10 protein-coding genes and 1 riboswitch are annotated in these 12180 nt (G+C 70.3%); of the genes, 4 read left to right on the top strand and 6 right to left on the bottom strand.

The window, feature by feature from the left end; genetic code table 11:
• Positions 1-58 precede the first annotated feature (58 nt).
• Entirely contained in the window at positions 59-340 is a 282-nt protein-coding gene (locus tag RCO28_RS13625; protein ID WP_308941333.1) for an HPr family phosphocarrier protein, read from the top strand.
• Positions 341-568: 228 nt separating this feature from the next.
• Here RCO28_RS13625 and RCO28_RS13620 read toward each other — a convergent pair whose 3' ends face one another.
• The 4 genes from RCO28_RS13620 to RCO28_RS13605 form a co-directional block, all read right to left on the bottom strand.
• A complete protein-coding gene (locus RCO28_RS13620; protein WP_308941332.1) occupies positions 569-1273 on the bottom strand; it encodes a GntR family transcriptional regulator in 705 nt (234 codons plus the stop codon).
• A gap of 248 nt (positions 1274-1521) precedes the next feature.
• The gene (locus RCO28_RS13615) at positions 1522-2316 is read right to left on the bottom strand and encodes a M23 family metallopeptidase (protein WP_308941331.1); all 795 of its coding nucleotides are present in this window, start codon (positions 2314-2316) and stop codon (positions 1522-1524) included.
• Between the two features lie 14 nt (positions 2317-2330).
• A riboswitch (cyclic di-AMP (ydaO/yuaA leader) is annotated at positions 2331-2492 on the bottom strand.
• Positions 2493-2730: 238 nt separating this feature from the next.
• On the bottom strand, positions 2731-4098 hold the full coding sequence (locus tag RCO28_RS13610; protein WP_308941570.1) for a pitrilysin family protein: 1368 nt from the start codon (positions 4096-4098) through the stop codon (positions 2731-2733).
• A gap of 17 nt (positions 4099-4115) precedes the next feature.
• Positions 4116-5495, bottom strand: coding sequence for a M16 family metallopeptidase (locus RCO28_RS13605; protein WP_374991155.1), 1380 nt, complete (start codon positions 5493-5495; stop codon positions 4116-4118).
• A 321-nt stretch (positions 5496-5816) separates the two neighbouring features.
• Between RCO28_RS13605 and RCO28_RS13600 the strand changes: the two genes are divergently transcribed.
• Entirely contained in the window at positions 5817-8270 is a 2454-nt protein-coding gene (locus RCO28_RS13600; RefSeq protein ID WP_308941329.1) for a DNA topoisomerase IV subunit A, read from the top strand.
• Positions 8271-8272: 2 nt separating this feature from the next.
• On the opposite strand, the gene RCO28_RS13595 is transcribed toward RCO28_RS13600, so the two are convergent.
• Positions 8273-9427 (bottom strand): GTP-binding protein, encoded by a 1155-nt coding sequence (locus RCO28_RS13595; protein ID WP_308941328.1) that lies wholly within the window; start codon positions 9425-9427, stop codon positions 8273-8275.
• Between the two features lie 438 nt (positions 9428-9865).
• Here RCO28_RS13595 and RCO28_RS13590 point away from each other — a divergent pair, with 438 nt between their 5' ends.
• Both RCO28_RS13590 and RCO28_RS13585 read left to right on the top strand, forming a co-directional pair.
• The gene (locus tag RCO28_RS13590) at positions 9866-10471 is read left to right on the top strand and encodes a DUF6082 family protein (RefSeq protein WP_308941327.1); all 606 of its coding nucleotides are present in this window, start codon (positions 9866-9868) and stop codon (positions 10469-10471) included.
• Positions 10472-10588: 117 nt separating this feature from the next.
• The gene (locus RCO28_RS13585; protein WP_308941326.1) at positions 10589-10825 is read left to right on the top strand and encodes a hypothetical protein; all 237 of its coding nucleotides are present in this window, start codon (positions 10589-10591) and stop codon (positions 10823-10825) included.
• Positions 10826-10974: 149 nt separating this feature from the next.
• Here RCO28_RS13585 and RCO28_RS13580 read toward each other — a convergent pair whose 3' ends face one another.
• Positions 10975-11985 (bottom strand): LacI family DNA-binding transcriptional regulator, encoded by a 1011-nt coding sequence (locus tag RCO28_RS13580; protein WP_308941325.1) that lies wholly within the window; start codon positions 11983-11985, stop codon positions 10975-10977.
• Between the last annotated feature and the right edge of the window lie 195 nt (positions 11986-12180).

Below are 12180 nucleotides of genomic sequence, written 5' to 3'. Positions count from 1 at the left end.
GCGGTATGAGACAGTGGTCTAGACAAGTGCTTGAGCGAAACCTGAAGGGCAGCATCACATGGCTGAGCGCCGCGTCAACGTCGGTTGGGCCGAGGGTCTCCACGCCCGTCCCGCTTCCATCTTCGTCCGCGCGGCCACGGCCGCCGGCGTCCCCGTGACGATCGCCAAGGCCGACGGCAACCCGGTCAACGCCGCCTCCATGCTCGCGGTGCTCGGCCTGGGCGCTCAGGGCGGCGAGGAGATCGTGCTCACGTCCGACGCCGAGGGTGCGGACGTCGCCCTGGACCGTCTGTCGAAGCTCGTCTCCGAGGGTCTCGAGGAGCTCCCGGAGACCGTCTGAGCCCCGGCTCCGACTTACGGGGTTCCGGCCCCGGCCTGACCCGATCAGGCGCACCACTGCCACGGAAGCCCCGCAGACCCGATGAGGTCTGCGGGGCTTCCGTGTTTATCGGCAAGAACAAAGCAAGAACAAAAGCAGCGCGAAATAGGCGGCCCCGAGGAAATGGGCAGCCTTGAACAGGCCGGCCAATTAATTCGACCCGCCCGCCTCATTCGTATACGGCGTCCGTTAATTGCGGCCGCTCGCCATGTTTACGGAATGTTGCGAAGTCCTCACCGCGACGACCCGGCCGGCCCTGCCGCCGTCCCCGGGGAAGCGGAGCCGGTGGGCGGACGTGGAGCGCTCGGTGTGCTGAGCGGTGAGCGTGCGGGCGCGTTCGGCGTCGCCGCGCGCCACCGCGTCGACGATCGCGCCGTGCTCGGCCCAGGACTCGACGGGCTTGGCGGCCGGCTCGACCGCGTACATCCAGGCGATCTTCTGCCGCAGCTGGGTGAGCAGGGCGGTCAGGCCCGCGCTGCCGGAGGCCTGGGCGAGCGTCTCGTGGAACCAGCCGTCCAGGGAGCGCAGATCGTCGCTGTGACCGGCGCGGGCGCGCTCCTGGCCGAGGCGCACAAGGCCGCGCAGCACCTTGAGGTGAGCCTCGGTGCGGCGCTGTGCGGCACGCGCGGCGCCCAGCGGTTCGAGCAGCAGCCGGACCTCGAGCAGGTCGGCGGCCTCCTGCGCGGTGGGCTCGGCGACGCACGCGCCCGCGTGCCTGCGGGTGCTCACGAACCCCTCCGCCTCCAGGGTGCGCATCGCCTCGCGGACCGGGACGCGGGAGACGCCGTACCGCCGGGCGAGGACCTCTTCGGTGAGCCGGCTTCCGCGTTCGAAGACGCCCGCGACGATGTCGTCGCGAATCGCCGTGCATACCGAGTGCGCCGGAATGCGCATGACCGGACCTCCACCTGTGAAATACGCGTTGACCGACTCTAATCCAGCACACCTGAATTTCAGACGGCCTACGAGAATTCATGAACTTCTCTTGGCCTGGGCCCGACCGAAACCGGCCGAATCGGATCGCCCCGGGCGTTCGCGCCTCGGCGCCCTCGGGTCCGGCGGTCAACCGGTCGCGGATGCGCCGAAGGCCCCGGCGGGGTGCCGGGGCCTTCGGGAAGCGGTGCGCGGTGCGGTAGGTCGCGTCAGACGTTCACGCCGTGCGAGCGCAGGTACGCGACCGGGTCGATGTCCGAGCCGTAGTCGGGGGACGTACGTGCCTCGAAGTGCAGGTGCGGGCCCGTGGAGTTGCCGGTCGAGCCGGAGAGGCCTATCTGCTGGCCGGGGGTGACGGACTGGCCGACCGTGACGCCGAGGGACGAGAGGTGGCCGTACTGCGTGTACGTGCCGTCGTTCATCTTGATCACGATGTTGTTGCCGTACGCGCCGCCCCAGCCGGCCTCGACGACGGTGCCGGAGCCGACCGCGTGCACGGCGGTGCCGGAGGCGGCGTGGAAGTCGACGCCGCTGTGGCTGCCGGAGGACCAGAGGGCGCCGCCGGTCTGGTAGCCGGTGGAGACGGAGCTGCCGGGGATCGGCGAGCTGTAGCTGTTGAGACGCTTGCGCTCGGCCTCGCGGGCGGCGCGCTCCTTGGCCTCGCGCTCCTTCTTGGCCTTGGCCTCGGCCTTGCGCTTGGCCTCGGCCTTGCGGGCGGCCTCGGCGCGCTCCTCGGCCTTCTTCTTGGCGGCGGCCTGCTCGGCGGCCTCCTGCTGGGCGGCGGCCTGGGCGGCGATGCGCTCGGCGAGGGTGTCGCCCACGGAGACGGCCTGATTGATGCCGGTGTCGTCGACGGCCGCGGAGCTCTCGGCAGCCATCGCGGGGGCGGACAGGGTGCCGACGACGCCCGAGGTGGTGAGGGCGGCGACGCCCGCGATGGTGGCGCCCCTGCGCGTCAGACGGCTGGGGCGGCGATGCTTCCCGGTGGCACGGGCGAAGGCCATGGAGTGGCGGTGTCCTTTCCTTCCTTCTCGCCTACCGGGTTAGCTGACGGGTTCGGAGCAGGAAGGTCTCCTACGGTCCCCCTCCGCGCGGAGGGAGCCCGATTCACCCCAGGGACTGCGTGTGGGTCCCCGGCTCCCCTGGCTCGCGCCGTACGGGGACTCGGCGATGACTGTCCGGTGCCGCGGGCGCGGCATAGCTGGCGAACAGCCGGACCGACGCTAAACGGGACATCTTTCAATCAACAAACGGATCAGGGCTTTTGTAGTGCACGCCACAGGGCAGATCACCAACCACTCTGAAATTTCAGCTCTAATCGGACATTGTGCGGTAAGGGGGGCGGACGGCAGAGGCCCCGGCGGCGCGAGTGCGCCACCGGGGCCCTGTGTCGGTTCCGGTCGTCCGTTCCGGCCCGACTAGCCGGTGACGACGGTCACTTCGCCGATACCGAGCGCCTTCACGGGCTCCTCGATCTGCTCCGCGTCCCCCACCAGGACCGTGACGAGACGGCCCTCGGGGAAGGCGTTCACGACGGCCGCTGTCGCCTCCACCGTGCCGGTCTCCGAGAGGCGGCGGTACAGCTGCGCCTGGAAGTCGTCCGGCAGCTCCTGCTCGACCTGGTCGGCGAGGGTGGACGAGACCGCCGCCGCCGTCTCGTACCGCAGCGGCGCCACGCCTACGAGGTTCTGCACGGCGACGTCCCGCTCGGCGTCGTCAAGCCCCTCGGCGGCGAGGGTCCGCAGCACCTTCCACAGGTCGTCAAGTGCCGGACCGGTGTTGGGCGTGTCCACCGAACCGCTGATCGCGAGCATCGCCGCACCGCTGCCGTCCGACGCCGACCGCAGCACCTGCCCAAAGGCGCGCACACCGTAGGTGTAGCCCTTCTCCTCGCGCAGCACCCGGTCCAGACGGGACGTCAGGGTGCCACCCAGGCAGTACGTGCCGAGGACCTGCGCCGGCCACACCTGATCGTGCCGGTCCCCACCGATACGGCCGATGAGGAGCTGCGTCTGCACCGCTCCCGGCCGGTCCACGATGAAGACACGGCCGGTGTCGTCGGCGGTCACCGGCGCCGCGGAGCGCGGCTGCGCGGTGTTGCCGGTCCACTCCCCCAGGGTCTCGTCGAGCATCGCGTCCAGGTCGGCGCCCTCCAGGTCACCCACGACGACGGCGGTCGCGGTGGCCGGGCGGACATGGGCGTCGTAGAAGGCGCGGACCGCTGCCGCGTCGATGCGCGCGACGGTCTCCTCCGAGCCCTGCCGCGGCCGCGACATGCGCGCCTCGGCCGGGAACAGCTGCTTGTAGAGCTCCTTGGCCGCACGCCGCGCCGGGTTGGCCGTCTCATGCGGGATCTCGTCCAGGCGGTTGCGTACGAGGCGCTTGATCTCGCTGTCCTCGAAGGCGGGGGCGCGCAGCGCGTCGGCGAGCAGCGCGAGGCCCTTCGGGAGCCGGGAGACCGGCACTTCGAGGGAGATGCGCAGACCGGGGTGGTCCGCGTGCGCGTCGAGGGTGGCGCCGCAGCGCTCCAGCTCTGCGGCGAACTCCTCGGCGGAGTGCTTGTCGGTGCCCTCGGTGAAGGCCCGCGCCATGATCGTGGAGACGCCGTCGAGCCCCTCGGGCTCGGTGTCGAGCGGGGCCTGAAGGACGACGTCCACGGCGACGATCTGCTGGCCGGGGCGGTGGCAGCGCAGCACGGTGAGACCGTTGGGCAGGGTGCCGCGCTCGGGGGCGGGGAACGCCCAGGGCTTCGCGGTGCCCGGCTGCGGCTGCGGGTGGAACTCCATGGTGGCGAGCTGCTCGGTCACTTCGCCGCCTCCTCTTCCTGAACCTCGATCTCGGCGGCCTCGTTCACATCGGTGTCCGGGGCGTCGGGGGCCTGTTCCGGCGCGATCGGCTCGTAGACGAGCACCGCGCGGTTGTCGGGGCGCAGCCGCGCCTGGGCGACCTCCTTGACCTCGTCCGCGGTGATCGACAGGACCCGGCCGACGGCGGTCAGGGCGAGCTGCGGGTCCCCGAACAGGACGGCGTACTTGCAGAGTTCGTCCGCGCGGCCCGCGACCGTGCCGAGGCGGTCCAGCCACTCGCGCTCCAACTGGGCCTGGGCGCGCTCCATTTCCTCGTCCGTGGGGCCCTCCTCGGCGAACCGGGCGAGCTCCTCGTCGACGGCGGCCTCGATGTCGGGCACCTCCGCCTCGTGCGACGTCTTCACGTCCAGCCAGCCGACCGACGGGGCGCCGGACAGGCGCAGCATGCCGAACCCGGCCGTCACCGCCGTACGGTCGCGGCGCACCAGGCGGTTGTAGAGCCGCGAGGACTCGCCGCCGCCGAGGACGGTCAGCGCGACATCGGCCGCGTCGCACGCGCGCGTGCCGTCGTGCGGCAGGCGGTAGGCGGCCATCAGCGCGCGGGAGGGCACCTCGGCCTCGACGAGCCGGCGCTTCTCCTCCCCGATGATCTCGGGCAGCGAGCCGTCGCGCGGGGGCCGCTTTCCGTCGTGCGCCGCAATGGTGCCGAAGTACTTCTCGATCCAGGCGAGCGTCTGCTCCGGGTCGATGTCGCCGACGACGGACAGGACGGCGTTGTTCGGTGCGTAGTACGTACGGAAGAACTCGCGGGCGTCCTCGAGCGTGGCCGCGTCGAGGTCCGCCATGGAGCCGATCGGCGTGTGGTGGTACGGGTGGCCCTCCGGGTACGCGAGCGCGAAGAGCTTCTCGAAGGCCGTGCCGTAAGGGACGTTGTCGTACCGCTGGCGGCGCTCGTTCTTCACCACACTGCGCTGGTTTTCCATCGACTCGTCGTCGAGGACCGTGAGGAGCGAGCCCATGCGGTCGGCCTCCAGCCAGAGGGCGAGCTCCAGCTGGTGGGCGGGCATCGTCTCGAAGTAGTTGGTCCGCTCGAAGCTGGTCGTGCCGTTGAGCGAGCCGCCCGCGCCCTGCACCAGCTCGAAGTGGCCGTTGTCCTTGACCTGCTGGGAGCCCTGGAACATCAGGTGCTCGAAGAGGTGGGCCAGGCCCGTACGGCCCTTGACCTCGTGGCGCGAGCCGACGTCGTACCACAGGCAGACCGCGGCGACCGGGGTCAGGTGGTCCTCGGAGAGCACCACGCGCAGGCCGTTGGCGAGGCGGTGCTCGGTCGCTGTCAGGCCGCCGGAGCCGGCCTCGGCCGTGGCCGTGTGACCCATGGGCATGTAGATCCCTTCGATCGCGAGATGTCGTCCTTGACTGACCTGTCGACGGCGGGCGGTGACGTGCCGGATGAGGGGCGGTGCACGCGGTCGCCGGGGCAAGTGCTGTCACTGTATGCAAGCGTGCGGACATCTGGCGAAGTTCCCGTTCCGGCTCCGCTCTCAGCGATCGTCGGCGTTGGTTCGGCGGTCTGATGAACGGGCCGGGAACGGGGATTGGACGGGTCGCGGTCCGCGTTGTCAGTGGCGCGGTCCACAATGGTCGGCGTCAGAACTGGAGATTGCCCCGCACAGGAACGTGAAGGAGCCGCAGCAGCGATGGCCCGCCGCAGCACGAAGACCCCGCCGCCCGACGACGCGTACGAGGAGAAGATCCTCGACATCGACGTCGTCGACGAGATGCAGGGCTCCTTCCTCGAGTACGCGTATTCGGTCATCTACTCCCGGGCCCTGCCGGACGCCCGGGACGGACTGAAGCCGGTGCAGCGCCGCATCGTCTACCAGATGAACGAGATGGGCCTGCGCCCCGACCGCGGCTTCGTGAAGTGCGCCCGCGTCGTCGGCGAGGTCATGGGTAAGTTGCACCCGCACGGCGACGCGTCGATCTACGACGCGATGGTCCGCATGGCGCAGCCCTTCTCCATGCGCGTCCCGCTGGTCGACGGCCACGGCAACTTCGGCTCGCTCGGCAACGACGACCCGCCCGCCGCGATGCGGTACACCGAGGCGCGGATGGCCACGGCCACCTCGCTGATGACGGAGTCGATCGACGAGGACACCGTCGACTTCACGCCGAACTACGACGGCCAGGAGCACGAGCCGGTCGCGCTCCCCGCGGCGTACCCGAACCTGCTGGTCAACGGCTCGTCGGGGATCGCCGTAGGCATGGCCACGAACATGCCGCCGCACAACCTCGGCGAGGTCGTCGCGGCCGCCCGGCACCTCATCAAGCACCCGGGCGCCGACCTCGAGACGCTGATGAAGTACATCCCGGGGCCCGACCTGCCCACGGGCGGCCGCATCGTCGGCCTCTCCGGCATCCGGGACGCGTACGAATCGGGCCGCGGCACGTTCAAGATCCGCGCGACGGTCGCAGTGGAGAACGTGACGCCGCGCCGCAAGGGCCTGATCGTCACCGAACTCCCCTTCACCGTCGGCCCCGAGAAGGTCATCTCCAAGATCAAGGACCTGGTCGGGAACAAGAAGCTCCAGGGCATCGCCGACGTCAAGGATCTCACCGACCGCAACCACGGCCTGCGCCTGGTCATCGAGATCAAGAACGGCTTCATCCCGGAGGCCGTCCTGGAGCAGCTCTACAAACTGACGCCGATGGAGGAGTCCTTCGGCATCAACAACGTGGCCCTGGTGGACGGCCAGCCGCTCACGCTCGGCCTGAAGGAGCTCCTGGAGGTCTACCTCGACCACCGGTTCAACGTGGTGCGCCGCCGCAGCGAGTTCCGCCGCGGCAAGAAGCGCGACCGCCTCCACCTGGTCGAGGGCCTGCTCGTCGCGCTGCTCGACATCGACGAGGTGATCCGCCTCATCCGCTCCAGCGAGAACTCCGCGCAGGCCAAGCAGCGCCTGATGGAGCACTTCTCGCTGAGCGAGATCCAGACGCAGTACATCCTGGACACCCCGCTGCGCCGCCTCACCAAGTACGACCGCATCGAGCTGGAGTCGGAGCGGGACAAGCTGAAGGCCGAGATCGAGGAGCTGAGCCGCATCCTCGATTCGGACACGGAGCTGCGCAAGCTGGTCTCGTCCGAACTGGCCTCGGTGGCGAAGAAGTTCGGCACCGACCGGCGTACGGTCCTCCTGGAGTCCTCGGGCGCTCCGGCCACGGCGGTGCCGCTCGAGGTCGCCGACGACCCGTGCCGCGTCCTCCTCTCGTCGACGGGACTCCTCGCGCGTACGGCCACGGGCGAGGTCGCCTTCGACACCGAGGCCAAGCGCGTCAAGCACGACGTGATCGTCTCGGCGGTGCCGGCCACCCAGCGCGGCGAGGTCGGCGCGGTCCTCTCCTCGGGCCGGCTGCTCCGGCTCAACGTCATCGATCTGCCGCAGCTCCCGGAGACGGCCGCCGCGCCCAACCTCTCGGGCGGGGCGCCGGTGGCGGAGTTCCTGAGCCTGGAGGCGGGTGAGGAGCTGGTCTGCCTGATGACGCTCGACGAGTCCTCGCCGGGCCTCGCGCTCGGCACTGCGCAGGGCGTGGTGAAGAGAGTCGTGCCCGACTACCCGTCCCACAAGGACGAGTTGGAGGTCATCACCCTGAGGGACGGGGACCGCATCGTCGGCGCGGCCGAGCTGCGCACCGGCGAGGAGGACCTGGTCTTCATCACGGACGACGCCCAGCTGCTGCGGTACCAGGCGTCGCAGGTCCGTCCGCAGGGCCGGCCCGCGGGCGGCATGGCGGGCGTCAAGCTGGCGCAGGGCGCGAAGGTGATCTCGTTCACCGCGGTGGACCCGGCGGCGGACGCGATGGTGTTCACGGTCGCGGGATCGCGCGGCACGCTGGACGACTCGGTGCAGACCACGGCGAAGATCACGCCGTTCGACCAGTACCCGCGCAAGGGCCGGGCCACGGGCGGTGTGCGCTGCCAGCGGTTCCTGAAGGGCGAGGACTGCCTGTCGTTCGGGTGGGCAGGGCTGGTGCCTGCACTCGCGGCGCAGCGCAACGGCTCCCCGGCGGAGCTGCCGGAGGTCGACCCGCGCCGGGACGGCTCGGGCGTCTCGCTCGCCAAGCCGGTCGCCGCGGTCGCGAGCCCGGTGTAGGCCTACTCCGCCGGTTCGGGCTCCAGGCTCTCGGTCTGGGGCTCGGGCTCGGGCTCGCGTTCGTCCACGTACCGCAGGACGCCCCACATGACCTCTTCGAGGCCGGCGTCCTGCGGTTCGTCGTCGCGGCAGTGCTCCAGGGCGGTGTGCAGGGCGGGGCCGTCGACGCCGGAGCCGATGAGGACGAGCTGTGTGCCGCGCTCGGCGTCGCGGGGCCACGGCTCCGGGTAGAAGCGCAGGAAGCGGCCGACGGCGTGCAGGGTGTAGCGGTTGCGCGGGTCGTGCGGGCCGAAGTCGACAAATCCCTTGATGCGGTAGAGCCCCTCGGGTCGCTCGTCGAGGAAGTCGAGGAGACGGCGGGGGTGCAGGGCGACGTCGGTGGTGAAGGAGACGCTGTCGTAGGCGGCGTGCAGGTGGACGTGGCGGTGCTCCCCGTGGAGACCGTCCTCGTCGGGGAGAACGCCCTCGTCGGGCAGGTCGTTGTCGCGCAGGTCCTCGTCGGGGAGACCACCCTCGTCGGGCAGGTCGTCGAAGGACAGCTGCCCGAAGCGCTCCCCCTTGGGCTTGCCGTCGAAGAGCAGCTCCGGGTCGATCCGCCCATACGTCGACTCGACGACCGCGGCCCCGTCCGCGAAGCCCTCCACGCTCGCGCGCAGCCGTGACAGGTCAGCGGCCTCGACCCGGTCGGTCTTGTTGAGGACGACGAGGTCGGCGAGCGCGAGATGCCGCTCGATCTCGGGGTGCTTCTCCCTGGTGGCGTCGAACTCGGCGGCGTCGACGACCTCGACGAGACCGCCGTACACGATGTTCGGGTTGTCGCTGGCGAGCAGCATGCGCACCAGTTCCTGCGGCTCGGCCAGGCCGCTCGCCTCGATGACGATCACGTCGAGGCCTACGGAGGGGCGGGTCAACTTCTCCAGGTACGCGTCGAGTTCACTGCCGTCGACGGCACAGCACAGGCAGCCGTTGCCGAGCGAGACGGTGGAACCCACCTGCCCGGCGACCGACATGGCGTCGATCTCGATGGCTCCGAAGTCATTGACGACGACGCCGATGCGGTTGCCGCCGCTGTGCTTCAGGAGCTGGTTGAGGAGGGTCGTCTTGCCGGACCCCAGAAACCCCGCGAGGACGACGACGGGGATCTGCTGCTTGCTCACACTGCGCCTTTCGTACAGAACTGCACCTGACCTCGCTGGCCCCGACCCGGCCCCGGCGCGGCCCCGGCGCGGCCCCGGCGCGGACCTCTACTCGGTCCCGGCATGGGCCGAGCGGACACCGACCGGGCCCCGGCCAGGATAAGTGCGCCCCTCGATGCGCTCCCGAGTGGCACGGAAACCACGGCCCGTACGCCCCCGGGGGCGCAATGTGAACGATTGTTAGCGGCGTACGCGGGGCACACATGGGGAACGGCGCCGGTTGTAAGGACATTCGCACGCCTCCGTGCGCCACCACCTCTCTGCTCCGCCTCCAGCCGATCAACGCCGCTCGGCATCCTGGGAGGCGGCAAGCGCGCCGCCCACCGCTCGCCGGTCCAGCTCCCCCGTCGACCCGCACACCCGACGCCCGGCGGACGGTCGCCCGACTCGGGGGTTGACATGGCCACACAGAAATCCGGAACGCGCAGCATCGGCTCCACGGCCGCGCGCGCCCTCGCCGTGGGCGCGCTCGTAGCCCTCACCGTCAGAGAGCTTCGCCTCGCGGAACGACGGCACACGGAGCTGCGCAACGCCGAACTGCGGTACGCGGAGCGGCAGTACGCCGAACTGCGGCAGCGGCTCGAACGCCTGGAGCAGGCGGAACGCCGCCAGCACCACACCGACCTCACGAACCAGCACCGGCTCCAGCTCGAACTGCTCACCACCGCCATGAGCGATCCGGATCTCGCCGCCGTCCTCAGCACCATCGACGCACCGCCGACGACCCGCCGCCAGTACCTGTTCGCCAACGCGATCTACACGAACGCCCTGCACGCGTACCGCGTCGGCAACGTCAGCCTCGAAGGTCTCCACGGCCATCTGCGGGTGACCTGCCAGAACAGCATCTTCCGGGACTACTGGGCGGCCACCCGCCAGCAGCGCGCCAGCCTCAAGGCCTCGTCGGACGAGGCGAAGGTAGGACGCATGGTGGACGACCTCATCCACGATCTTGAGGAGGCGGAGACGGACGAGTGGTGGGTGGTGGGGGAACCGCCGGTGGAATAGCGGAAGTTGAGGCCCCTACCTGCGCCCCCCACTTGGACTACAACGCGTCGATGACACGAGCTCCCAGGGGCTAACCTTTCCCCGCCCTTACCTCAACTCCAAGGACCGGGGATCCCCTTGAAGATCGTGCGTCGCATCGGCGCGTCTCCTCGTGAGCGCGGCAGCCTCTCCGGCGAGACCTGTCCGGACATCTTCGAGCTGAGCGACGGGAACTTCGCCGTCATCGGTACGGAGGCCACAGCGGCACTCGACGCCGAACTTCCCGCCGACGCCGCGCGTGCCGACCACGAGCGGATCGTGGTGATCAGCCGGGAGACGCTGGTGCGGGCGAAGGCGGACATTCCCGAGGCCTGACGCCGAGAAACAGCGCGCCGAGGACCCGGCAAGCCCGACCAGCGTCACTCCGGCGCGCTTATGGTGCAATTCCTCAACAAGCAGGCGTCAGGAACGCAACTGGGGCTGATGCCCTGCGGGTGCCCCTCACCGGCACGGGTCCTGCCAGGTCACCCGCGCCGCACCTGCCCCGTAGACCCGCGCACCACCAACTCCGGCTCGAACAGCAGCTCTTCGGCCGGTACCGCGCTTCCGGCGATCTGCAGGGCGAGCAGCTCGACCGCCGCGCGGCCCATCGCCTCGATGGGCTGGCGCACCGTGGTCAGCGGGGGCTCGGTGCAGTTCATGAACGCCGAGTCGTCGAAGCCGACCACGGACACCTCGCCGGGTACGTCGAGGCCGCGCCGTCGCGCCGCGCGCACCGCACCGAGCGCGATCGGGTCGCTGGCGCAGATGACCCCGGTGACGCCGCGCTCCAACAGCCTTGCGGCCGCGGCCTGTCCACCCTCCAGGGAGAACATCGCCCGCGCCACGTACTCGTCCGGCAGCTGCCCGCCGCCCGCCTCCGCCGCCGCCCGCGCGGCCGCGAGCTTGCGCTGGGACGGCTGGTGGTCGGCGGGGCCGAGGACCAGGCCGATGCGCTCGTGGCCGAGCGAGGACAGATGCCGCCAGGACTGCTCGACCGCGACCGCGTCGTCGCAGGAGACGCCGGGAAACCCGAGGTGCTCGATGGCCGCGTTGACCAGGACGACCGGGATCTTGCGGTCGGCGAGCAGGCGGTAGTGGTCGTGCGGGGCGTCCGCCTGCGCGTAGAGCCCGCCCGCGAACACCACGCCGGACACCTGCTGTTGGAGCAGCAGCTGCACATAGTCCGCCTCGGACACGCCCCCCTTGGTCTGCGTGCACAGGACCGGGGTGAGGCCCTGCTGAGCGAGGGCGCCGCCGATGACCTCGGCGAACGCCGGGAAGATCGGGTTCTGCAGCTCCGGAAGAACCAGGCCGACGAGCCGGGCGCGCTCCCCCCGCAACTGCGTCGGACGCTCGTACCCCAGCACGTCGAGCGCGGAGAGCACGGACTCGCGGGTGGCCTCCGAGACGCCGGGCTTGTTGTTGAGCACCCGACTGACCGTGGCCTCGCTGACCCCGACCTTCTTGGCCACCTGAGCAAGTCGTCGCGTCATGAATGCAAGATTAGCGAAAGTCTTGCGTTCTTTTTGCGGGATTGTGCGAACTTGTGCGAACTCATCGGAGCCGTACGGATCTTGACCGGTGCCTTACGGATCTCGACCGGCCTTACGGATCTTGACCGGCCGTACGGATCGTGACCGGAGCCGTAAGAACCGATCCACGGAACGCGTTACGAGACCGGCCCGTGT

Origin of the sequence: Streptomyces sp. LHD-70 (assembly GCF_031157275.1) — a bacterium.
In the GTDB taxonomy this organism is placed as follows: domain Bacteria; phylum Actinomycetota; class Actinomycetes; order Streptomycetales; family Streptomycetaceae; genus Streptomyces.
The sequence above is the reverse complement of the archived record's forward strand: the minus strand, read 5'-3'. Positions and strand labels throughout refer to the sequence as shown.

Bases quoted from the DNA above. Each gene is read 5' to 3' on its own strand.
- RCO28_RS13580 (WP_308941325.1), bottom strand. From the start codon at position 11,985: ATGACGCGACGACTTGCTCAGGTGGCCAAGAAGGTCGGGGTCAGCGAG.
- RCO28_RS13590 (WP_308941327.1), top strand. From the start codon at position 9,866: ATGGCCACACAGAAATCCGGAACGCGCAGCATCGGCTCCACGGCCGCG.
- RCO28_RS13615 (WP_308941331.1), bottom strand. From the start codon at position 2,316: ATGGCCTTCGCCCGTGCCACCGGGAAGCATCGCCGCCCCAGCCGTCTG.
- RCO28_RS13610 (WP_308941570.1), bottom strand. From the start codon at position 4,098: ATGGAGTTCCACCCGCAGCCGCAGCCGGGCACCGCGAAGCCCTGGGCG.
- RCO28_RS13620 (WP_308941332.1), bottom strand. From the start codon at position 1,273: ATGCGCATTCCGGCGCACTCGGTATGCACGGCGATTCGCGACGACATC.
- RCO28_RS13605 (WP_374991155.1), bottom strand. From the start codon at position 5,495: ATGGGTCACACGGCCACGGCCGAGGCCGGCTCCGGCGGCCTGACAGCG.
- RCO28_RS13625 (WP_308941333.1), top strand. From the start codon at position 59: ATGGCTGAGCGCCGCGTCAACGTCGGTTGGGCCGAGGGTCTCCACGCC.
- RCO28_RS13600 (WP_308941329.1), top strand. From the start codon at position 5,817: ATGGCCCGCCGCAGCACGAAGACCCCGCCGCCCGACGACGCGTACGAG.